The 22422-nt window shown below is 68.6% G+C and carries 21 protein-coding genes; 11 read left to right on the top strand and 10 right to left on the bottom strand.

The genetic code is table 11. The annotated features are described in order from the left end of the window. Nucleotides 1-4: 4 nt before the first annotated feature. From ACOGXI_RS00955 to ACOGXI_RS00935, 5 genes are all read right to left on the bottom strand, one after another. Entirely contained in the window at nucleotides 5-1222 is a 1218-nt protein-coding gene (locus ACOGXI_RS00955) for an aminotransferase class V-fold PLP-dependent enzyme (RefSeq protein WP_419937037.1), read from the bottom strand. 18 nt (nucleotides 1223-1240) lie between these two features. Then, on the bottom strand, nucleotides 1241-2437 hold the full coding sequence (locus ACOGXI_RS00950) for a dicarboxylate/amino acid:cation symporter (RefSeq protein ID WP_419937036.1): 1197 nt from the start codon (nucleotides 2435-2437) through the stop codon (nucleotides 1241-1243). Nucleotides 2438-2514: 77 nt separating this feature from the next. After that, the gene (locus ACOGXI_RS00945; RefSeq protein WP_419937035.1) at nucleotides 2515-3687 is read right to left on the bottom strand and encodes a 6-bladed beta-propeller; all 1173 of its coding nucleotides are present in this window, start codon (nucleotides 3685-3687) and stop codon (nucleotides 2515-2517) included. Nucleotides 3688-3762: 75 nt separating this feature from the next. Then, nucleotides 3763-5277, bottom strand: a complete 1515-nt coding sequence (locus ACOGXI_RS00940) for an amidohydrolase family protein (protein WP_419937034.1) — start codon at nucleotides 5275-5277, stop codon at nucleotides 3763-3765. Between the two features lie 2 nt (nucleotides 5278-5279). Beyond that, the gene (locus ACOGXI_RS00935; RefSeq protein ID WP_419937033.1) at nucleotides 5280-6461 is read right to left on the bottom strand and encodes a dipeptidase; all 1182 of its coding nucleotides are present in this window, start codon (nucleotides 6459-6461) and stop codon (nucleotides 5280-5282) included. Nucleotides 6462-6967: 506 nt separating this feature from the next. Here ACOGXI_RS00935 and ACOGXI_RS00930 point away from each other — a divergent pair. Continuing rightward, entirely contained in the window at nucleotides 6968-7681 is a 714-nt protein-coding gene (locus ACOGXI_RS00930) for a DUF3472 domain-containing protein (protein ID WP_419937032.1), read from the top strand. 559 nt (nucleotides 7682-8240) lie between these two features. Here ACOGXI_RS00930 and ACOGXI_RS00925 read toward each other — a convergent pair. Beyond that, complete coding sequence (locus tag ACOGXI_RS00925; protein ID WP_419937031.1) at nucleotides 8241-8591, bottom strand: PadR family transcriptional regulator; 351 nt, start codon at nucleotides 8589-8591, stop codon at nucleotides 8241-8243. Between the two features lie 69 nt (nucleotides 8592-8660). Beyond that, nucleotides 8661-9071, bottom strand: coding sequence for a VOC family protein (locus ACOGXI_RS00920; protein ID WP_419937030.1), 411 nt, complete (start codon nucleotides 9069-9071; stop codon nucleotides 8661-8663). 165 nt (nucleotides 9072-9236) lie between these two features. Between ACOGXI_RS00920 and solA the strand changes: the two genes are divergently transcribed. The 8 genes from solA to ACOGXI_RS00880 all read left to right on the top strand — a co-directional run bounded on the left by solA (nucleotide 9237) and on the right by ACOGXI_RS00880 (nucleotide 17860). Continuing rightward, nucleotides 9237-10421 carry an N-methyl-L-tryptophan oxidase gene (solA, locus tag ACOGXI_RS00915; RefSeq protein ID WP_419937029.1) on the top strand — a complete coding sequence of 395 codons (1185 nt, stop codon included), beginning with the start codon at nucleotides 9237-9239 and terminating at the stop codon, nucleotides 10419-10421. A 106-nt stretch (nucleotides 10422-10527) separates the two neighbouring features. Continuing rightward, a complete protein-coding gene (locus ACOGXI_RS00910; RefSeq protein WP_419937028.1) occupies nucleotides 10528-10920 on the top strand; it encodes a rhodanese-like domain-containing protein in 393 nt (130 codons plus the stop codon). 54 nt (nucleotides 10921-10974) lie between these two features. Further along, on the top strand, nucleotides 10975-12153 hold the full coding sequence (locus ACOGXI_RS00905) for an NAD(P)/FAD-dependent oxidoreductase (RefSeq protein ID WP_419937027.1): 1179 nt from the start codon (nucleotides 10975-10977) through the stop codon (nucleotides 12151-12153). Between the two features lie 195 nt (nucleotides 12154-12348). Further along, nucleotides 12349-13779 (top strand): NAD(P)/FAD-dependent oxidoreductase, encoded by a 1431-nt coding sequence (locus ACOGXI_RS00900; protein ID WP_419937026.1) that lies wholly within the window; start codon nucleotides 12349-12351, stop codon nucleotides 13777-13779. 124 nt (nucleotides 13780-13903) lie between these two features. After that, nucleotides 13904-14557, top strand: a complete 654-nt coding sequence (locus ACOGXI_RS00895; protein ID WP_419937025.1) for an energy transducer TonB — start codon at nucleotides 13904-13906, stop codon at nucleotides 14555-14557. Nucleotides 14558-14658: 101 nt separating this feature from the next. Then, nucleotides 14659-16266 (top strand): Hsp70 family protein, encoded by a 1608-nt coding sequence (locus ACOGXI_RS00890; RefSeq protein ID WP_419937024.1) that lies wholly within the window; start codon nucleotides 14659-14661, stop codon nucleotides 16264-16266. Further along, nucleotides 16263-17561 carry a HEAT repeat domain-containing protein gene (locus tag ACOGXI_RS00885; RefSeq protein ID WP_419937023.1) on the top strand — a complete coding sequence of 433 codons (1299 nt, stop codon included), beginning with the start codon at nucleotides 16263-16265 and terminating at the stop codon, nucleotides 17559-17561. Before ACOGXI_RS00890 ends, ACOGXI_RS00885 begins: the two co-directional genes overlap by 4 nt. 74 nt (nucleotides 17562-17635) lie before the next feature. Continuing rightward, the gene (locus ACOGXI_RS00880) at nucleotides 17636-17860 is read left to right on the top strand and encodes an antitoxin Xre/MbcA/ParS toxin-binding domain-containing protein (RefSeq protein WP_419937022.1); all 225 of its coding nucleotides are present in this window, start codon (nucleotides 17636-17638) and stop codon (nucleotides 17858-17860) included. A gap of 440 nt (nucleotides 17861-18300) precedes the next feature. On the opposite strand, the gene ACOGXI_RS00875 is transcribed toward ACOGXI_RS00880, so the two are convergent. Continuing rightward, nucleotides 18301-20379, bottom strand: a complete 2079-nt coding sequence (locus ACOGXI_RS00875; RefSeq protein ID WP_419937021.1) for a leucine-rich repeat domain-containing protein — start codon at nucleotides 20377-20379, stop codon at nucleotides 18301-18303. A 354-nt stretch (nucleotides 20380-20733) separates the two neighbouring features. Here ACOGXI_RS00875 and ACOGXI_RS00870 point away from each other — a divergent pair, with 354 nt between their 5' ends. Then, the gene (locus ACOGXI_RS00870; RefSeq protein WP_419937020.1) at nucleotides 20734-21162 is read left to right on the top strand and encodes a TipAS antibiotic-recognition domain-containing protein; all 429 of its coding nucleotides are present in this window, start codon (nucleotides 20734-20736) and stop codon (nucleotides 21160-21162) included. Nucleotides 21163-21175: 13 nt separating this feature from the next. Beyond that, entirely contained in the window at nucleotides 21176-21784 is a 609-nt protein-coding gene (locus tag ACOGXI_RS00865) for a LysE family translocator (protein ID WP_419937019.1), read from the top strand. A gap of 6 nt (nucleotides 21785-21790) precedes the next feature. Here the strand turns inward: ACOGXI_RS00865 and ACOGXI_RS00860 are convergent, their stop codons facing one another. Together ACOGXI_RS00860 and ACOGXI_RS00855 are read right to left on the bottom strand one after the other, a co-directional pair. Beyond that, a complete protein-coding gene (locus tag ACOGXI_RS00860) occupies nucleotides 21791-22066 on the bottom strand; it encodes an antitoxin (RefSeq protein ID WP_419937018.1) in 276 nt (91 codons plus the stop codon). After that, on the bottom strand, nucleotides 22063-22350 hold the full coding sequence (locus ACOGXI_RS00855; RefSeq protein ID WP_419937017.1) for a toxin: 288 nt from the start codon (nucleotides 22348-22350) through the stop codon (nucleotides 22063-22065). The genes ACOGXI_RS00860 and ACOGXI_RS00855 overlap by 4 nt, the downstream gene beginning before the upstream one ends. Nucleotides 22351-22422: the final 72 nt, after the last annotated feature.

The following is a 22422-nucleotide window of genomic DNA, read 5'->3' as shown; positions in this document are numbered from 1 at the left end:
CGGTTCACCCAAGAGTACCGGGGGCCTTGTCGGGCGTTGGAAGATACCCGGTCATCGCACACCATTCGCGCGCCGCTTCCACGACGCGGTTGATGTCGGTCTCGTCGTTGTAGACGGCGATGGAGAAGCGGAGCATGCCGGTGCGGATCGCGAGGCGGATGCCGGCGGCAGAGAGGTGGTCGTACAGCGAGTTCATGGCGGGGTCGTCGGCCGTGTAATGGCGTCCGCCGCCGCTCTCGCCGACCGACACGATGTGCGCCAGGCGGGGTCCCGGCCTCCCCCCGACGACCGGCAGGCCGAGGTCCAGAAGGCCGTTCGCCAGGTCGGCCGCCATGCCGCACACGTGCATCTCGACGCGCTCGACGCCCCAGGCCGAGAGGAGGTCCAGCGCCGCGTCGGTCGCCGCCGCGCCCAGATAGTTGTAGTTGCCCACGTCGAAACGGAGGGCGCCCGCCCGGAAGCGGAGTTCGTCGTCCGAGTACGCGGTCTCGTGCGCGTCGAGTTCGATCCCGAAGCGAGCCACGTGTACCGGCGTCAGCGTCTCGGCCACCTCGCGCCGCACATACAGGAAGCCGAACCCGTACACGGAGAGGAGGGCCTTCTGCGCCGCGACGGCAAGCGCGTCGACGCCCAGATCGCCGACGTCCGTGTGGTGGGCGCCGACCGATTGCGCCGCGTCCACCAGCGTCAGCGCACCGACCCTCCGGGCCTCCGCCGCGATCGCCTTCATGTCGGTCACGAACCCCGGGGCGAACGTGATGCTGGGGATCGTCACGAGCCGCGTGCGTTCGTCCATCGCCGCGGCCATCGCCCCCACCGGGATGTGGCCATCCTCCGGCGCGACCGGCCTCACCTCGATCCCGTGCGTGCGGACGAGGCTGTACCAGAGGTAGATGTTGTTCGGGTGATCGAGCGCGGGACACAACACGACGTTGTCCCCTTCCCGCCACGGAAGGCTCGCGCCGAACAGGTTGAGGCCGTCGGAGACGTTCTTCGTGATCGCGACCTCATCGGAACTCGCGCCGATCAGCGACGCGAACGAGGACCGCGCGCGATTGACGGTCGCGACCATCGCCGTCTTGTCGCCACGTCCCGACGTTCTCCCGGCCAGGTGCCGCTCGATCGCAGCGCGCACCGGCTCCGCCATGAGCGAGTTCGCCGAGATGTCGAAGTAGGGCTGCTCGCTCGCCCCCGGGAAGAGCGCTCTCACGTCGGGGTTCATGGCGCCTCCGGATTCACGTTATGCCCGCCTCGCCTCGGAACGGGCGACGAGAGACGCGCCGACCATGTCGCCCATGATGTTCACCGTCGTATTGCTCATGTCCACAAGACGGTAGATGCCGCCGACGATCGCCGCGACCTCGATCGGCAGGTTGAGCGCCTGCACGTAGATGAGCGCGACCACGAAACCTCCGCCGGGAACCCCGCCCGTGCCGTGCGAGAGCAGCAGCCCCAGGAGGAGAATCGTGACGAAGTCCGCCGGGGAGAAGGTCACGCCGGCGGCCTGGGCCGTGAAGAGTAGAACGGCCGCGAGCATGACCGAGGTCCCGTCCTTGTTGAGCTGCGCCCCGAGGGGAAGGACGAAGGAGTATACGCGGCGCGGGAGGCCGAGCCGCCCGGCCGTTTCCAGGCCGACCGAGAGCGAGGCGAGGCTGGACGTCGTGGCGGCGGTCGTGGCCCACAGTGAACCGGTGGCGCGCAGGAAGGGCCAGGGACGGGTGTCGCTCAAGAAGCGAAGGAGGAGCATGTACCCGGCCACGATGACGATCTGCGCCCCCCACACTCCCGCGAGGAAGCGCGCCATCGGGCCGATCAACTCCGCCCCGTAGCGACCCACGGTGACCGCGACGAGGGCGCCGATGCCCACCGGCGCGATCCACAGAATCATGTGGACGAGCCGCCGGAAGAGCCCCGCCAGGTCCTTGAACAGCGTGGCCAGGCGAGCGCGCGGGCCGTCCCCGAGCGCCATGGTCGCGATCCCCAGCATCAGCGCGAGGACGACGAGTTGCACCACGTTCCCATCGGCGAACGCGCGAAAGACGTTCGTCGGGATCATGTCGAGGAGGACGTCCGCCACGGACGGAGCCTCGCCCGCCGTCTCCGCGACCGTCTCCGGCACCTGCTCCGCGAGCCGCATCCCGTCTCCGGGGCGAAGGAGCGCGATGGCGCCCAGCCCGAGCGAGAGCGCGACGAGTTCCGTCGTGAGGAAATAGCCGACGGTCTTGCCGGCGAGCCGCCCCAGGGTCCGCATGTCCACCAGCGAGGTGAGGCCCGCGAGCAGGTTGAAGAAGACGAGGGGGGCCGCGGCCAGCACGAGGAGAGTGATGAACAGGTCGCCGAGCGGCTGGATCGCCGCGACGCGTTCGCCGAGGACCGCGCCCAGAACGACGCCGGCGAGCATGCCGATGAGGATGCGCCCGCCCGGCCCGACCTTCATTCAGCGGAGTTCGGCAAACGGATCGATCACTCGCAGGCCGCCGTAGTCCTGCTCGGCGGACGCCCAAGCCGGGTTGATCACGGATTGGGTTCGAAGCGGACGCGGGCCGCGCGCTGGATGCCGAGTTCGTCCGTCGTCGTACCGTAGAGGGCCGTTTCCGTGGCCCAGGGCGCCGCACCCGGATTCACGCGGCTCGGCCAGCGGTAGCGGGCGACGAGGGTCGCCCCCTCGTAGACGTCCGCCTCGACCATCTCCGCGCCGTCGGCGGCGGCCTTCTCGACCCACAGTCGGCCCGCCCGGTCGAAGAAGAGGTCGGCGAGCGGCCCCTTGGTCTCCGGGATCCCGAAAGCGGGCTCGTCGAGGTTACCCCGCTCCATGTCCCGCTCGAGGCGGCTCCGGGCGATGTCCCGCTCCTCGGCGCTGAGGCCGGGGCCCGGATCGGACGGACCGATAATCTCGATCACGGACCCGTCGGCGGCGTGAACTTCGACCTCATAGACGGAACGCGAGGCGCTCGCCCAGACGCCCCCGGGCCCGTGGCCCCTCAGCCACAGCGGCCCGAATGGCTGGTACAGGTACAACTGGGCGGTGCCGCTGAGGCCCTCCGCGAACCCGCTCATGTCGATGACCACCGTCCGGTGGCCTGCCGCCGCGGCTTCCGGCTCCCGCAGTACAACGGTGTCCGCGCTCCCGTCCGCGTTCACGTGGACGCGTCCATGGACGAACGCATCGCCGGAACCCGACAGGGAGCCGATGTCGACAAGCCTCCCGTCGGCGTCGAACGTGACCGGCGCGGCCCCTCCCTGGCCACCGAACGGTCGCCGCTCGACGCGGAGGTAGGTGGCGGCCTCATCGCCCAGTTCGAACGCCGTGTAGCGCGCCTCCTGCCGCACCCACAGTTCACCCTCTGGGGAGAACCCGAGGCAACACGGACCCCTGAACTCCTCCGGGCCGTCCCCTTCCCCGCCGACACGGAAGAGGAACTCACCGTCCGGATCGAAGACGCGGACGTCGTGCACGCCCCGGTCGACGACGAGAATTCGCCCCCGCGGATCCGCCGCCACGGCAGCGATACGGCTGAACAGGTACGCGTCATCCCCCTCGAATTCGCCGATCTCGAGATCGACCGTCCCCTCGAAAGTGGGGACAGCGGGAATGTTCGTGTCGGTCGCGGGCCCGTCGCCGCCGCAGGCTGCGGCCGCCACGGCGATCGCGCCCCAGACTCCGATCCGCCTCGGCAATCGCGTCATGACAAGACCCCTCCGTGCTCTTGCGGCCGCCCGACCCGTTGACATCGCGAACCGGCCACGCGTTGCGCCCCCGCCCTACGGCCGGCGGTCGGGCTGCGTTCCGAGTTCGAATTCGTCTCGATCGAAGCGGTGGCCGCGCTTGAGCGTGAAGCTGACAGACCTGAGGTTCTCGACCCCCGCGGTCGGATCCTCTTCCAGGAACACGAGGTTGGCGTACTTCCCTGCCTCGACCGTCCCGATCTCCCCCTCGAGGCCCAGCGCCAGCGCGCCGTTGCGGGTCGCCGCCTGGATCACATCCTCCATGGGCATGCCCACGCGGTCGTGGAGGTAGGCCAACTCATCGTGTAGCGCCGGCCATTCGGCGCCCGGGGCCGGCGGCGCATCGGTTCCGGTCGAGATCAGGACGCCGGCCGCGTGGGCGCGGCGGGTCAACTCGACGCTCTCCTCGGCACTGCACGCGGCTCGAACGCCTCGCCGGCGCGGATCGGGAGGCGGGGCGTCCGGCCCTTCCGGGACGTCGGGCGTCCGCGCGGGTGGCGTGGCGAGGCTGTCCCCCGCGGCCATCATCTCCTCGCGGAAGAAGCCGACCTTCAGCGTCGCGTCGAGCACCGTGCCGTGGCGCTTCATCTCCTCGAGCACCGCGTCGATACGCGGATCGTCCAGGTCCACGTCGACCCTGCCGGAACGGCGTCCGGCCAGCGCCTCCGCCACCACCTCGTCCGGGATCGCGGCGCTCGCCAGACTGCACACGTGGGACATCGAGGCGACCCCGGCGCGGGCCACGTCCATCGGAAGGGCCGGGCCGACGTGCGTGTGGGACCAGACCGGGATCCCCTGGCGCCGGGCCTCCGCCGCGATCCGCGCGAGGAGGGGACCTTCGATCGAGGCGTAGGTCTTGAGTCCCGTCGCCCACGTGCCCCGGGCCAGCGCGATCGTCTCCGCCAGGTCGGTCGCGTCATCGACGATCTGCAGCCAGGGGACGCGTCCGGGCACTTCGCCCATCGAGGAGGCCCGCGTGCGCGGATCGACGAAGAAGGACTCGCCCGCCACCAGAGCCGCGTAGTGGATGTCCGGAGCCGGGATCTCGCCCACCAGCGCCGCCCGCTGCAGTTCCGCGAGCGCGCGCACGTCGCCCGCCATGTCCCGCACCGTCGTCACGCCCCCATAGATGAAGCGGTTGAGTTCGAACTCGGCCGCCGCCCGGTCCGCGCGCGTGGCGAGGTGCGTATGGCTCTCGATGAGTCCCGGGATGACGAACAGCCCCCGCGCATCCTCGATTTCGGCCTCGGGCCAGTGTTCGAGGGACAGTTCGTCCGTCCGGGCGACCGCCGCGATCCGTCCGTCGCGGACCACGATGGACATGTCCGGCATGATCGGCGCGCCGGTGCCAGCGAGGATGGACACGCCTTCATAGACCGTCGTCTCGGACTCCGCGTTCGGATTCCGAGGCGGTTCCCCGCTCCGGGACTGGCCAGCGAGGGGAACGGTCAGCGCGCAGAGCGACGCCAGCGCCGCCTTCGCCGCCAGCGCCGCCTTCGCCCCCAGCGCCGCCTTCGCCCCCCGGCGCCCACGGGTGTCCGTGTCCGACATTCTCACTCTCCCCATACGTCGCGCATGACACGCAGCGCGTTCAGCCCGAGGATTCTCTCGATGCGCTCCGACGAGTGCCCGCGGGCACGCAGCATGCCGGCAAGCCGCCGGAACTGGTCCGGCCCCTGAAGATCGGGGATGAAGGGCACGACGCCGGGACGCTCGCCGGCGGCGCTGATCCCCGCTCGGCGCCGCGCTTCGACTTCTCGCCGCGTCGCTTCGTAGGCCGCCTCGAGATCGTCCACGGCCGTCGTCCCGCCGTCGGTGCCGATGCCGACGTGTTCCTCGCCGCACACCCCCACCGCGTGCTCGATGTGCCGCACCACATCCTCCGCCACGGCCATGCCGTCCGCCGCGAGGAAGGGCATGAAGTAGATCCCGACGATCCCGCCGCCCTCGGCGACGAGCCGCAACTCCCGGTCCGTCTTGTTGCGGGGCAGGTCCGTCACCGCCCGGCAGCCCGTGTGCGTGATCGCGACCGGCGCGGCGGAGGCGGCGATCGCGTCGAAGCAGGTCCGCTCGCCGCTGTGGCTGAGGTCCACGAGCGTCCGGGTGGCGTTGAGTTCGGCGACGACGTCTCGCCCGAAGCCCGTCAGCCCGCCGTTCTCCGGCACCATCGATCCGTGCCCGAGTTGGTTCGCGCCGTTGTAGGTGAGCTGGATGATCTTGACCCCGAGCCCCGCGAACACGCCGACCCGCGCCGCATCGTCCCCCATCATGGCCGCGTTCTGGAAGCCCTGGATGATGCCGACCCCGCCTTCCCGCTCGGCCCGTTCGATGTCGCCCGCAGCCCGGACCTTGAGGAGGGCATCGGGATGGTTTCGGATGATCCGGTTCCAGCGCGCGACGTCGCCGACGGAGTATTCGAACGGGTCCTGCGGGCCGGCCACGTAGCCGATCGTGGTGTTGACGGCGGCCGTCCCCGAGACGAGCGCGTCGGCAAGCGCCCGTTCGTCCAGCGTGAGCGGCCCGTCCGGGGGATGTTCGCCCAGAGGACCGCGCGAGCCCCGCCGATTCGGGTTCCGGATGCCCCCGAGCATGTTGATGACGAACAGGTCGGCCTGGGCGCGCCGCGTGGCCGGCGCCCGGAAGCGACCCGCCACACCTGTGGCCGCGAGCGCGAGGCCCGCTGCGGCGCCGAGGAAGGCTCGGCGCGCTATGCGCTTTGGGTTCGTGGTCTCCATCGTCCCCGTCCCTCGGGTGTCACGGACTTCCCCGTTGAGCCCCGGCCCCGCCTCCAGCGATGCGGCGAACCGGCGGCAGGTTAAGGAGGAGCCCGTACAGTAGGAATAGAGGGACGCGCAGGCACACCTCCTGCTTGGCGTCAACGCGCGTGAAGACGCGCCATCCGTACAAGGCGCCGTCCAAGTGCATTTGGCGCGGATGGTGAATGCTGCGCTCGGCTAGCTCCCCCCCCCAACTTGGGAGGCGCGCGGGTTGCTATCGGTTGTCGATTGACCATATCCTATGATTTTGGGCATAAATCATGTGGTAAGGTGGGTCGATGCCGGAGCAGTGGCGAGGACGAGCGGCGCTCGTGCTGTTATTTTTGATGGTTGCGTGCGGCGGCGAGACGGCGCGCGTTGGGCCGTCTCCACCACCACCGCCGCCCGTGGCACCTCCCCCTCCGCCTCCGCCTCCCCCGCCTCCGGTGGAGTGGTCCCCGTCGAACACCTATTCGGACTACTTGATGCCGGAAGGCACCTACGCCGGTGCGACGTGGACGATGAAGCCGATTCAATCCCCGCCGGAATCGCTCCACGATAAGGGATTGCTTCACTACTATGCGTTCCAGTTTGACGCTGGCCCGGCCGGCGGGTACGTCGGCCTCCAGACTGACGGGCATTACTACGGCGAGCGGCAGGGCCGGGTGGTGAACTTCAGCATATGGAACGCGCCCGGATACGATAGCGTTCCATCCATCGCGCTGGCGGAGACGGACAATCACGAATCGCGCGGCGCGCGCATCATGTTGCCTTACGAGTGGGAGGACGGCGAAGAATACCGGTTTACTCTCGTGGCTACGGAGCACGAGGGCGGCTACGCATGGCGTCTCGACGTGAACGGGACCCTAGTCGGCCGCATCCTCGGAGACGCGACGATGTACCCCCTTCGGCCCTACATGCTGACCTGGGGCGAGGATCTGCATTGGTGGCACACCTACGACGGCCGCACGACCTATCATTGCGAAGAGATGGAACCGTCCTCGATGCAGTTTCTCCATCTGCGCGCCATCGATGAGACGGGCGAGGAACACGCGGCCGTCCGCTCGAACTCGTGGATCTCCGCCGACACGAACGAGACCGTAACCAGCCAAGACGGCCACGTTACGACGCTATGCGATTCTCCTTCGGTGGAGGTGGTGGACCGGGGCGTGCAGCATAACCTCGGGTCACGGGACTGACCCGCGACGGGGTGCGAGGCTAACGCGGGACTTCACCCTCCAGGCAGACCAGTCCACTGCGCCGCACCGCCGAACTGACAGAACGGCCCGGTCCAAGACCTGCACACCTTCGGCGGTGGCGGAACACGCTCAAAGGGGTGACAACTGACGCCGACCCGGGTCAACTCCCGGCATCGTGGGAGGGCGCGTCGAGCAGGGGAGTGAAATGCTCCGCGGCGAAGGCGGCGAGGAGTTGGTCCGGGGGGAGCGTCACCGCCGACAGCCCGATCATTCTTCGAGAAACCCCGGTTACGCCAGCAATTGCTTCGGCGACGGTCTCGGCGACGGTCTCGGCGACGGCTTCGGTGGGGGAGAGGCCCACTCGCGGTCGCGCAGCCACAGGGCGACGGACGCGAGTGCCAAGGAGGCCGACCATGTCCAATAGGCTGGACCCAGGTGCCCGTGCACGACGAATTCGGCGTCGACCGCGACCGGGATGGGACGAACGAGGTTGAACACGCCAATCGGCGTGAGAACCATCCCCTGCGCTCAAGGCCCCGTCGCCAGCTCCGGATTTCCGTCATCCAGCCGGTGCACGGCCGCCTCGCCAGGACAGTTCCAGAGTCCCGTATACGGCCCGCCAGCTCTTCCGGTCGGTCGCCAACTGTTTTTCCCCGCGGGCCGTCAGGCTGTAGTACTTGCGCGGTCGTCCTTCCTCGGCGAGCTCCCAGTAGCCTTCGATGAGGCCGTCCTTTTCCAGCCGGTGCAGGAGGGGGTAGAGCATCCCGCCGGACCACTCCAGGTCGCCGGCGGAGAGCCGCTTCACCTGCTTGATGATCTCGTAGCCGTACGAATCGCCGCCCGCCAGGATGGAGAGCAGCAACGGGCGCGAAGAAGCCGCCACCAGGTCCTTGTAGATCGACTTCTTCATCCGTTCCCTCGATCACGTTCCATAGATAGCAGTACGATATAGGTGGATTCCTGGATCTCGGCGGCCATGCTACACAGCCTCGCCCCGTTTGGCGGCGTCGAGGTCCAGCCAGAAGGGCTCCCAGATGTGTCCATCCGGGTCCGCGAAATCGCGGCTGTACATGAAGCCGTAGTCCTGCGGGTCCCGCAGTGCCTCCGCTCCGTGCGCGACGGCTGTCTCCATGAAGGCGTCCACCGCCTCGCGGCTCTCGAGTTGGAGCGAGACCAGCACCTCCGTTGTCTCGCGCGCGTCCGCGGGCGGGCGCAAGGTGAAGGTGGCGAACCTCTCTCGCGTCACCAGCATGACGTAGCAGGTGCCGCCGATCTCCATGCCGAGGGTCGCCTCGTCGCAGAAATCGTCGTCGAAGGCGAAGCTGAGCGCCGTGAAGAAGGCGCGGGAGCGCTCAAGATCCTCCACCGGCAGGTTGATGAAGACGTTCATGGGACGCGTCCGGGTTCCGGGTTCGACAGGCGGCCGTGCCCTCACTGCCGGGGATCTCGCCCGGGCAGAGAGTCACAGTGTACTCGATGTGGATATGTTTCGCCGTCCCTTCTACGAGGCGTACGGCCTGCGCGGAATGAACCCGTGGCATGAGACCCGTGGCGGATGAACAGGGAGACCGTGTACGACGTCATCGTGATCGGCGTGGGGGGAATGGGCAGCGCTGCGCTCTATCACCTCGCGCGAAGCGGCTGCCGCGTGCTGGGGCTGGAGCGGTTCGGCATTCCGCACACGTTCGGTTCCTCGCACGGATTCACCCGCATGATCCGGCTCGCCTACTTCGCGGGCGCCGAATACGTGCCGCTCGTGCGGGCCGCGTACCGCGGCTGGCGGGAACTCGAGGACGTTTCGGGCGAGTCGATCCTGCGCATCACGGGCGGCCTCGACATCGGGCGCCCGGAGAGCTGGATCGTCGAGGGCTCGCGGCGGGCGTGCCGCGAGCACGGCCTTCCCTTCGAGGAACTCGATGCGGCGGAGGTGAACCGCCGGTTCCCCGGCTACCGCCTCCCCGACTCCATGCGGGCCATCTTTCAGCCCGACGCCGGCTACGTGCGTTCGGAGGCGGCGATCCGGGCCTACGCCGCGGCGGCCGGGGCGCTCGGCGCGGAGATCGCCACGCACTCGGCCGTCCGGACATGGGAGCGGCACGGCGCCGGCTTCCGGGTACGCACGGCGAGCGACTCGTACCGGGCGAAGAAGCTCGTCTTCACCGCCGGCGCGTGGGCGGGCCACCTCCTGCCCGAACTCCGTCCTTTGTGTCGACCCGAGCGGCAGGTCGTGCTGTGGACCGAGCCCCTGCGCGCGGCCCCCTTCGACCCGGCACGGTTCCCCGTTTTCGTCCTGATTTCGCCGTCCGGCGGCTATTACGGATTCCCGAACGTCGGCGACAAGGGGTTCAAGATCGGCAGGTTCAACCACAGGCGGGAGCAGGTGGCCGACCCCACGCTGTTGGACCGGGAGTGTCATCCGGAGGACGAGGCCGTCCTGCGCGAGCCGCTCGAGGCCTGGTTTCCGGAGGCGAACGGCCCCACCCGCCGCATGATGGCCTGCATGTTCACGAACACCCCCGACGAACACTTCATCCTCGACCGGCTCCCGGACCACGAGGATGTTTACGTCGCGGCGGGCTTCTCCGGACACGGCTTCAAGTTCTGCGGCGTGATCGGGCGCATCCTGGCGGACTGGTGCACGGACCGCGCCCCGGAGCGGGGCCCGGAGTGGAACCTCGGGACGTTCGCGTTGAGCCCGGAGCGCCTGTCCCGCTGGCGGGCCGACCTCGCCCGCTCGTAGCCACCGCCCGGCATCTGCGACCGGACCCGAGGACCGGACGGTCGAGACCGGACCGCGGAACCGAACCGTACTTGCACTGCGTCGTCCGCCGGGGTACAACGATTAGATGAACCACCAGATGAACCACTACAAGCAGAAGCTCGCCTTCGAGACCGACGCGTGGGACGTCAAGGAAGCGCTGGACCGCGGAGACCCCATCGTCGTGGTCGATGGCCGTTCCGCCGACGCGTACGCCCGCGAGCGCATCCCCGGCGCCGTGAACCTGCCGCACAGGGCGATCGGCCCCGAGACGACGGCGGCGCTCGACCGGTCGAAGCTCTACATCTGTTACTGCGACGGGATCGGCTGCAACGCGTCGACGAAGACGGCGCTCAAGCTTCTCACGCTGGGCTTCGAGGTGCGCGAACTCATGGGCGGCCTCGACTGGTGGAAGCGCGACGGCCACGCCACCGAGGGGGACGAGGCGCGGGCCGGCACGGAGATCGCCTGCGGCTGCTGAGCCCACCGCGACGTTCCCGCGGGAACGTCTCCTGGACCGGCGAGGGAGACGCTGATGGCCATCGGTACGCCAGGCGGGGCCGCGGACTACGATCTTGTCGTGGTGGGGGCCGGGTTCGCGGGGCTCGCCTGCGCGCGGCGGGCGGCGGAGCGCGATCTCTCCGTTCTCGTCCTGGAGCGGCAGTCGGAACCGGGCGAGCGCATCCACACGACCGGGATCCTCGTCAGGGAAGCGTGGGAGGAATGGGCGGCCCCCGCGTCGCTCGTCCGCCGCATCCAGCGCGTCCGGGTCTACGATCCGAGCCACCGCTTCGTCGAACTGGAGCGGGATTCCTACTTCTTCATGGCGACCGACACCGCGGGGCTTCTCCGCCATCTCGTCGACGAGACCCTCCGCTCCGGGGCCGAGATCCGGTTCGGCGCCCCCTACGAGGGCGTCGTGTCGACGGCGGCGGCGGGCCCGACACGAGGCTCGATGCGAGGCTCAATTCCGCTGACGCTCGCGGGTTCCGGCGCGGCTTCCGGCGTGACCTGCCGGTTTCTCGTCGGGGCCGACGGGGCGCGCTCCGGAGTGGCCGAGAGCTTCGGCCTGGACCGCAACCGCCGGCTCCTCAAGGGCGTCGAGTGGGAGTACGAACCGCGCGAGGGTGACGGCGACTGCCTGCACTGCTTCATCGATCCCGAGTGCGCGCCGGGCTACATCGGGTGGGTCGTGCCCGGCGTCGGGGCCACGCAGGTGGGATTGGCGCTCCATCGCGACCGCCGCGCGGACATGCGCCGCTTCAGCGCCAAGATCGACGGCCTGTTCGGGCTTTCCGGGAGGCGGGTGCTGGAGAAGCGCGGCGGCGTCATCCCGATCGGCGGCCTGCTCAGGAACTTCCACGCGGACCGGGTCCTGCTCGTCGGAGACGCGGCGGGCATGGTGTCGCCGCTCACCGCCGGCGGCATTCACCAGGCGTACCGGTTCGGCAAGCTCGCCGCCGACGCGATCGCGGACCACCTCGAGGTGGACGGATCGAGCGACGGGGGCGGCTCGGGCGACGGGGCCCCCCGGCCCGGCGTCCCCCACCCCGGTGACGTCGTGCGCCGCGCGTATCCGAACCATGCCCTGAAACGCGCCGCGCGCTGGGGGTTCGACCGCCTTCCGGTGGCGCGCGCGCTGCAGGCCGGACTCCTGAGCTGGAACGTGTTCCGGGGACTGGCCGAACGGGTGTTCTTCGACCGCTCCCGGTAGCGCCGAAGACCGGCGCGCGGAACGCCGGGCGGTCTGTGCGCGTAACACCAGAAGGACGCGACGAGGGTCTTTCAGGCAAGCGGGACGCGGCCACGGCGTTTCGCCGGGAGACGACCGATGAACACGAATGCCGAGGCGATCTACGCACTCGGAGGCGGAAATGTGCGGAAGATGCTACGGGTCGTCGAACTCTAGATGAAACGTTCCCGCGGGAACGCGAACGGCGACGCGAACGGGCCGGCGAAGGCGCAGGCGAAATACGTGATCATCGGCGCGGGCATCCACGGCCTCTCGACGGCCTGGCACCTGGCCTCCGAACTCCGGGCGTCCGGACGCGGCGGCGGCCGCGACGTCCTGATCATCGACAAGACCGGGATCGGGGGCGGAGCGTCGGGCATCGCGTGCGGCGTCATCCGCAATAACTACTTCCAGCCCGCCATGCGCGAACTGATGGCCCACTCGGTGGCCGTGTGGGAGAGCGACGCCGCGGGGTTCTCGTACCACCCGGTCGGCTACCTGCAGATCAGCCACGAGGCGATGCGGGAGGACGTCGCTTCGATCCACGAGCAGCAGCGGGCCATCGGCTACGACTCGACGTTCATCGAGGGCGCCCGGGCATCGCACGCATACATGCGGCGCATCTTCGACGACTGGCAGGCGCGCGGCATCACCAGCGTGCTGCACGAGCACCGCGGCGGGTACGCGAACAACATGGCCTCCCTCCGACGCCTGTGGGCCAGGGCCGCCGCCGAGGGCGTCCGCCTCCGCACCGGCGCCCTACACGAGGGGTTCGAGCGGGATGCGTCGGGCGCCGTCACCGCCGTGGTCACGGACCAGGGCTCCATCGCCTGCGAGCGCGTCGTGGTGGCCACCGGTCCATGGGTTCAGCGGCAGTGGGCCATGCTCGACCTCCCCGCCGTCACGCGGGTTCGGCGTCCCGACGGCGCGCGCCCGGACGGCGCCCACCCGGACGGCGCCCCGCACGACGGCGCCCTGCACGACGGCGCCCTGCACGACGTGCCGACGTGGAGCTACTGGGCGCTGCAGGAGGGCACGCTGGACGTCGATCCGGGGACCCTCACCGACAACGCGGGCCGCCTGCCGCCGGTCGTGCACGTCGACACCGACGAGCCGCTCCGCGACGAGCGCGGGCTCGTGAACGAAGGCCCCTGGGGGATCTACTACAAGCCGGATTTCCATTTCCGCGGCGTGCAGGGCGGCGCCATGCCCCATGAGATCGAGAAGCCCGGCTCGGAGGTGGCGGTCGACCCCTACGGTCCTCTTTCCCCCGACTTCGTCGTCGGCGAGGACTTCTACCGCCTGTGGACCGCCGCGCTCGCCTTCTGCCAGAAGCGCTTCGAGGGCCGGAACCATCTCATGAAGCGGGAGCCGTCCGGCGGCATCGGCAGCTTCACGCCGGACAGCTTCCCCGTGTTCGACACCTTCGCCGACAACGTCTACTTCATCGCCGACTCCAATCACGGCTACAAGATGATCGGCGTCGGCGCGCTGGTTGCGAAGGAACTCATGGGCAGCCCGCAGGCGCTGCTCGAACCCTTCCGCTACGGACGGTTCGCCGAAGGCCGGCTCCATCCCACGAGCCAATCCCCCTTCCCCTGGAGCTGATCGAGCCGAAAAGTGACGTTCCCGCGGGAACGTCCGTCAGAGATGTGGTGGCGGGGACAATCCGGAGGGGCAAGCGGGCGCGGGGGCTTCTGAAGAGGCCGCCCGGAACCGGGAGGTGATTCTGATGGAAGACACCGGCATTCGGCTCACCGCGAACGACAGGTTCAAGCGCGCCAGCCCGCATTGCACACGGATCGGTTTGGTGGCCGCGGTCTTTCTTCACCTGGGACTCTTCGTCCTCGTGCAGCCGTTCGAGGCCGCGGACCTGGGGAGCGTCACGAACGAGATCGAGTCGATCAGGCTCCCGCCGGAGGTCAGGATTCCGCCTCCGCCGGAAGCGATCGCCCGTCCCGCCAGACCGAGGGTCGCCTCCGTCGACATCTCCCCGGACATCACGATCGCGCCGACGACCCCGGATCGGGTTCCCAGGGGTCTGCCTCCGCGTCCCCGGGTCCCCGACCCGTCCGGCCGGCCGACGCTGATCCCTTACGACACGCCCCCCGTCCTCCTGAACGCAGCCGAAGTTCTGCAGGTGCTGGAGCGGGAATACCCGCGGGCGCTGAGGGACGCCGGGATCGAAGGGCGCGTCGAACTCTGGATCTACCTGTCGGGGGACGGGATCGTCGAGCAGTTCGAGACCAAGACATCCTCCGGTAACCCGCTGCTCGACGAGGCGGCGGGCCGGGTCGTCCCGGCGATGAGGTTCAGTCCGGCGAAGAACCGCGACAAGGTGACCGCGGTCTGGGTCTCGCAGTGGGTGACGTTCCGAGTGAACTAGCCACCGTGTGGCCGCCGCGGCCCGCTTGGGCAACGGCGCGAAATCTCGGCGCAGGGACGCCACCTTTCCCCCGCCCCCCGGACGCCCGCAAGATCTCTGCCATGTCGACGCACTGGGCCATCGATCTCGGCACGTCCAACACCACGATCTGCGAAGACCGGTCCGGCCGGCCGCGCATCCTGAACCTGCCGGACCTCGCGAAACTCGAGCCCGTCACGCAGACGCCGGTCATGCCGTCGTGCGTGTGCGTCATGGACCGGGACGGCGAGGAAGTCCTCATCGGGCAGGCGGCCGTCACCTACAACTGGGACGGACAGGCCACGGGCTTCGCGCGCGGCTTCAAGCGCTACCTCGGCACGGAGAGCGGGCGGGCCCTGGCGCGCGCGGGCGGAAGGATCTTCACCGCCCAGGACATCGCGGCGCTCTTCCTGCGGGAGGTCATCGGCGCCCTCGAGGCGCGATTCGGCGAAGAAGTCACCGACATCACGATCGCCACGCCGAGCGGCTTCTACGAGACCTACCGGGCCGAGCTGCAGGCGATCATCCGGAGGCTGAAGCACCGCGGCTGGTGGGCGCGCGTGTGGGCGCGCCTGCGGCGGAGGCCGACCGGGATCGTGTTCCGCACGCTCGACGAGCCGGTCGCGGCGGCGCTCGGCTACGGCGTCGATGTCGGGCGCCCCACCACCCTCGTCGCCTTCGATTTCGGCGGCGGATCGATGGAAGCCGCCGTCGTGAGGACCCACGGCGCGCGCACCGTGGAGACCGGGCGCGCGGAAGTGCTGGCCAAGCAGGCGGTGGAACTCGGCGGAGACGACGTGGACCGCTGGATTCTGGAGCGGTTCGTTCCCTCGGCTCTGCACGACTGGCCCGAATGGGAGGTCGCGCTCCGCTGGGAGGCCGAGCGCGTGAAGCTGCTCGCGAGCGCGGGGAACGAGGGCGACTTCACCTTCCGCAACGAATCGTACGGCAGGCTGGACTATCCCGTCCTGAGCGACCTGCTCGCCGCCAACGGCCTGTACGCGCGGATCCGGGAGTTGCTCGACGCGCTGCTCGCCGAGCTGCGGACCCGGCACGGCGTCCTCCCCGACGGCATCGATGATGTGATCCTCGAGGGCGGGTCGACGCTCCTGCCGGAGGTGCGCAACGTCGTGGGCGATGTGCTCGGCCGGGACAAGGTGCGCGAGTGGCTCCCCTTCGCGGCCGTCGCCCGCGGCGCGTGCATCTTCGCGGGCGGCGCGCACGTCGAGGACTTCATCTACCACGACTACGCGCTTCGCGTCCTGCCCGGTGGCGACGACGCCGGCGCCGAGACCGACGCCGAGTACGAACTGCTCATCCCCGGCGGCACGTGCTTCCCGACGGTCGACAACTTCGCGACGCGCTACTACGCCCCCGGCTTCGACGGCCAGCAGCACATCAACCTCTTCATCTGCGAGGTCGGACGCGTGGCCGGGCGTCCGATCGACTGGACCGAGCGCAGCAACGGCTCCCGCTATTTCGTGCCGGAGACCGCCGGCGAACGGGCCTTCTGCCTGTGCCTCAACGAGGCGGACCCGGCGCTGCCGCTGGAGCCAGCCGGCAAGGGCGCCGCGCCCCGCCTGCGCGTCACGTATTCCGTGGACGAGAATCGCTGGCTGTGTGTAACCGTACATGACCTGCACCGAAAAACCGACCTGAAGGTCAAGCACCCGGTGGTACGATTGCGATGAAACTCCTCAAGGCCCTGTTCGGACCGAGCCGGAGAGACGTGTGGCGGCAGCTCGCCGAGGACGTGGACGGGCAGTTCCACGAAGGAGGCCTCTTCAGCCCGTTCGCCGTCCAGGCCCCAACCGGCGACTGGATCATCACCCTCGACACGTACACATCGGGCGACGGCAAGACGAACCAGACGTTCACGAGGATCCGCGCCCCCTACTTCAATCCGGAGGGGTTCAGGTTCGAGATCTACCGGGCCGGCCTCCTGAGCGGGCTGGGGAAGGCGATCGGGCTGCAGGACATCGAGGTCGGCCATCCCCGGTTCGACCGGGACTTCGTGATCAAGGGCGATGCGCCGCGCCGCCTGCGGCGTCTCTTCGACAACCGGAAGATCCGCGCCGGCATCCAGGCCCAACCGAAGATCCATCTGTCCGTCAAGGGTCGTGGCGGGTGGTTCAGCAAGTTCCCCGACGGGGTGGACGAACTCCACTTCCGGGCGGAGAGGGCAATCAAGGACCTCGCGCAGCTCCGGACGCTGTTCGACCTCTTCGGCGAGATCCTGCGGCACATCTGCTGGGACGGTCACAACGGACAGGCGCAGCCGGACGACGTCCCCGTCCACATCCGGCGCCTGCGCGCGCCCGGGGGCCGGATCCGGGACAAGTACGTCCTCTGGGAAGGCGACGGACCGCGACGCGACGCGGCAGCCGCACTCGGGCGCCTGGGGGACCCCGCGGCGATCCCGGCCCTCGCCGATGTGCTCCGGGACGAGGACACGGTGCTCGGATCCCGGGCCGTCGAGGCGCTCGCCGAGATTCGGCACCCCGGTGCGGTCGCATCTCTCGTCCCGTTGCTCGGTGACGCGCGGAAGGCCGCCGGCCTGCGGTTCCGCGACGGGGTCGCCGGCGCGTTGAGGCAACTGGGCGAAGAAGAACTGGTCGAGACGGTACGGGCGGCGCTCGGCGGCGATTTCGTGCGTCTCAAGGCGTACGACGGCGGATACAGGGCGGGGATCATCGCCGCGCTCGGCCACGCGCTCGAGGGATCCTCCGGCAAGCATGCGGCGAACGCGCTCGCCGAGATCCACGCCGTGGAAGCGCTGCCCCGGCTCCGCGAGGTCCTGAGGAGCTTCGGAACGCGGGACGCCACGGGTCGGGCGATCTCCGCCGCCGTCGGGAGGCTCGAGGCACGGGCCGCCCTCCCGCGCGCCGCCAGCGCGACCGATGTCGAGGTCGACACGCTGCCACGGTCCGCCGGGGCGCCGGGCCCCGATCCCGGCACGCTGCCCCGCGGCTCCCGAGCGCCTTAGGATACCCCACGCAGATCCCCGCGAGAGAAGCCATTGAGAGTCTGGCCAAATGTAGCCAACTGCCCGCCTCGAAGGTGGGAAGCCTCGACGGGCTCCTTCAATCGGACGATGCGGAACATCTCGTCGAGGCCGTGACGCGCGTATTCCGCAGCGACGTGGGACGGATCGACGACTTCCTGACGCGTCCGCATCCACTGCTCGACGGCGAGTCGCCCCTCGACCTCGCTACTTCCGGTTCCGCCGGGATGGTAACCGTACTTGAGCTCGTGCTGCGGGCCGAGGCCGGCGTCGCCGTTTGACTCCACCGCCGCGAGTCACGTTCCCGCGGGAACGTTTTGGCGTGGGCCCTCCCTGTCGCGCTCCTTCCCTGCCGGGTTTCTCTTTCGAGGAACGACTCGAACTGCGGGATTGCGACGGCAGCCCATGAGAGCAGTTGCTCCTTGATCCGCTCAGAGATCGCGAGCGTGGTGTCCAGACGTTCTGAAGCCGCCCGCATACCGCCGGTAATCTCGCTTCCTTGACCCTGACGTTACGGCGGAGCACCGAAGGCCTGAACCACGGCAAGAAGTAACGTAAGTTCAATCAGGGCTGCACGATCTGCCATTCTTTGCCGAGGTTCATGTCTGATTCCAACGTGCCGAAATGGCTGGGAATTGGCATTGAGTAGCGGGAATGCGTACTCGTCCAAGTTCAACTCTCGCCGGTAGCGCGCACCACGACGCGAAGAGGAGAATTGGGCTCATGGCGAGGACGAACCGGGCACGTCAATCACGTAGATTTCCAAGGAACCGTCGCGGTCGGATTGGAAGGCGATCCTGTGTCCGTCGGGAGACCACGCGGGGGCCTGATCGCTGGCGTCGTCGTCTGTGAGGCGCACCACGCCGGTGCCGTCAGCGTTCATTACGTAGATCTCGTCGTCACCGTCGCGGTCGGATTGGAAGGCGATCCTGCGCCCGTCGGGAGACCATGCGGGGGCTTGGTCGCTGGCGTCGTCGTCTGTGAGGCGCACCACGCCGGTGCCGTCAGCGTTCATTACATAGATCTCGTCGTCACCGTCGCGGAACGACTGGAAGGCGATCCTGCGTCCGTCGGGAGACCACGCCGGGGCATTGGTATTGTAGGTCGAGTCGTTCGTCAGCCAGACGATGTTGCGCCCGTCAGAGTCCATCGTGTAGATGTCCACTCCATAGACGGTTCCTCCGCCATCGGTACGAGTGGAAGCGGCAGCGATCCTTGAGCCATCGGGAGACCACGCGGCTTCACCGTGCCATTCCGCGTTGTCCGTCAGCCGGACGACGCCGGTTCCGTCGGCCTGCATCACATAGATCCAGAAGTCGAAGCCCCGGAGGGATGTAAAGGCGATCCTGCGTCCGTCGGGGGACCACGCAGGTTCGCCGTCGGCGCCATTTGTCAGCCGACCCACGTTGGCCCCGTCGGCCCTCATCACATAGATCCCACCGGAGTCGTCGCGATCGGATGAGAAGGCGATTCTATTGCCGTCGGGAGACCACGCTGGGCTCAGGTCCTCAGCGTTGTTGTTCGTCAGCCGCGTGACGCCGGGAGAGCAGAAAGGTCCCACCCCTTCGGTCCCGTTCCCACGCAGCCACGCCCGGAACGCGGGCGTGTCGGGCACGCACAAACCCGCGTTGCCGACTATCTGGAACACTTCGAGCGAAAGATTCAGGAAGCTTGCGGGAAGCCGTCCGGTCAGATCGGTGTAAATGATGAGCAGGGTTCGGAGGTTCGCGAGGTTGCCGAGTTCCGGCGGGATGGAGCCCGTCAGGCTCACCTGGACGAGGCTCAGCTTCTGCAGACTAGCGAGGTTGCCGAGTTCCGGCGGGATGGAGCCCGTCAGGCCGGTGGAGGAGAGGCTCAGCTCCTGCAGACTAGCGAGGTTGCCGAGTTCCGGCGGGATGGAGCCCGTCAGGCCGGTGGAGGAGAGCGTCAGCTCCTGCAGACTAGCGAGGTTGCCGAGTTCCGGCGGGATGGAGCCCGTCAGGCCGGTGGAGAAGAGCCTCAGCTCCTGCAGACTAGCGAGGTTGCCGAGTTCGGGCGGGATGGAGCCCGTCAGGTCGGTTTGGAAGAGCTCCAGATGCTCCAGATTCGCGAGGTTGCCGAGTTCCGGCGGGATGGAGCCCGTCAGGCCGGTGGAGAAGAGCGACAGGTACGTCAGGTTGGCGAGGTTGCCGAGTTCGGGCGGGATGGGGCCCGTCAAGTCGTTGTTGTGGAGCCGCAGTTCTCGCAGGCCGGCGAGTTTTCCGAGCTCAGGCGGGACGGGGCCCGTCAAGTCGTTACGTTGGAGGAACAGGCGTTCTAGGTTGGCAAGGCTGCCGAGTTCCGGCGGGATGGGGTCCGTCAAGTCGTTGCTGTGGAGCCACAGTTCACGCAGGCCGGCGAGTCTTCCGAGCTCAGGCGGGACGGGGCCTGTCAGGCCGTTCGCGGAGAGGTACAGGCTCTCCAGACTGGCGAGGTTGCCGATCTCCGGCGGGATGGGGCCCGTCAGGCCGTTCTCGGAGAGGTACAGGCCCGAGACCCGTCCGGTGAAGTCGGTGTTCACCCCGTACCACTGGATCAGCGGAGCGTCGGTCAACCAGTTGGTGCTGTGGACCCAGTTCGGCCCGTCCGTGGCCTCGTAGAACGCCACCAGCGCCGTCCGGTCGGCGGCCGTGCCTTGGGCATCTGCCGTGCCTTGGTCATCTCCAGGCTCCGTCGTACCGTCGCCGCATGCGTAGGTCCACAGCGCCGCGCACAGCCCGACCGCGGCGGCAATGACGATGCGTCGGTGATTCGCTTTGCTTGTCGTCTTGCTTGTCGTCATTCGCCCGGTCTCAGGTTGGATTCCGATAATGCGCGCCGTCGAGGGTGCCCGGGAACTCGACACGACGGCCAAGCACCAAGACCACAGCGTGGGGGGGACTGGAAGGGGAGCACGAGCAAGCTGCGACCCAGCCCGACCGGGCGCAATTCCTCAACTCTCAAGCTGTTTGGTGGTTGAGCTACCCGAACCGGGATACCGCCGCCAGCTACGAGGCCGCGAGAACGGGAGCGCGAGTACCTGCGGAGGAGCAGCGAAGGCCCGTGACGGGGGGATGCGATCCTGCGGCAGCGGAGGACCGACAGCATCATCCGAGGGGTCGACCGGGCCCTGAGGGCGATTGATGAGGAAACGGAAATGGACAGGACGGAGATGTTCGAGGGACTGGAGGAGTTCGACCACGAGCAGTACCGGGAGGAGGTCGAGCGGCGCTGGGGTCACAGCGATGCCTACCAGGAGTCGATGCGGCGCACCCGTGCGTACGGCAAGGAGGACTGGACGCGGATCACCGAGGAAGGGGAGACGGTATTCGGCGGGCTGGCCGAGCTGATGGCCGAGGGCGCCCCGGCCGCCGGCCGCGCGGCGATGGACCTGGCCGAGGCGCACCGGCTTCATATCGACCGCTGGTTCTATCCGTGCAGCCACGGCATGCACCGGAACCTCGCCGACATGTACACGGCCGATCCGCGCTTCGAGGCGTACTTCGAGCAGCGCGGGGAGGGGCTGGCCGTGTTCGTCCAGGACGCGATCCGCGCCAACGAGGCCCGCTGGAGGAATCGTTCATGAGGCGTCGCGACGCATGACGCCGGGACAACTCATCGCGTTCAACGTCGCTCTGTTGTTCGCGATTGCGAGCCCGGGCCCCGCCCTGCTCATGGCCGTCCAGGCCACCCTCCGATCCGGACGTGCCGCGGGAATCGCCGTCGGAGCCGGTCTCGGTTTGATGGCCGCGGCCTGGACGCTTCTGGCCGCGGCCGGACTGGGATTGGTGTTCCAGGCGCTGCCGTGGCTGTACGCCTCGATGAGGGCCACGGGGGCGCTCTATCTCTTCTATCTTGCCTACCGGATGTGGACGAGCGCCGCAAAGCCCCCGCGCGTCCGATCCGCGCCCAACCGCGACGCCTTCCTCCAGGGCCTCCTCATCAACCTGTCGAATCCCAAGTCGGTGCTCTTCGCGGCCGCCGTCATCGCAGCGGTCTTCCCGGCCGGGCTCAGTCTGGCCAACGGCCTTGTCATCGCCGCCAACCATCTCCTGGTGGAGATCCTGTTCTACGCGACGCTGGCCTCGTGCATGAGCGCCCCCACCGTCGCCGATCGTTATGTGGAGGCCAGAGCGTACATCGATCGCATCCTGGCGCTCATTCTCGGCGCCCTGGGGCTGTGGATAGCGGTTTCGGCAGTGACATAGGCGAAGCTATCTCGTCTCGGTCAGGCGACCGGACAGGTACTTGTGGATCACGCTGGAAAGCAGGGTCTGGTACGGGATCCCCTCCTCCCGCGCCCGCGCGTGGGCGAGGTCGAAATCCCGTTCCGTGACCCGAAGATTGACGCGCCGGGTCTTTCTGAAGGTGGCGCGGGCCGCCTGTCGCGCGCTCTCCATTTCATCTTCGACACCGACAACGCGGCGCAACTCGCCCCTTTCGAACCTGTCAAGGATCTCCCGCTCTTCCGGACTCAGTGGATCGTTCATGGCGACCGCCTCCTCTCGTAGTTCCGCGTCGCCTTCCGGCTGGGAATGATCGTCTTCAGGAACCGTGTGCCGTCCGCGGCGGTCACGAACGGGACGAGGTAGAGGTACCGGTCGATGTCGACGACGTAGATCCTCTGCCCCGGATACCGCTCCTGGTTGGGGTGTTCCGTCACATCCACCAGGCCGCCACGCTCGATCGCCGAGATGACCCGCTCGAACGAGACGCCCCGCCGCTCGGCCAGCTGTCGGTTCTTCTCCAGGTTCCAGTCGAAGCGCACGGACATCGTCCAATCGTCACACATTGTGTGCGTTTTGGCAACCAATTTACGTTCCCGCGGGAACGCGTCGGCCCGAGC

This window comes from Candidatus Palauibacter sp. (genome assembly GCF_965208055.1).
Lineage (GTDB): Bacteria > Gemmatimonadota > Gemmatimonadetes > Palauibacterales > Palauibacteraceae > Palauibacter.
This window is presented reverse-complemented; position numbering and strand designations above follow the sequence as displayed.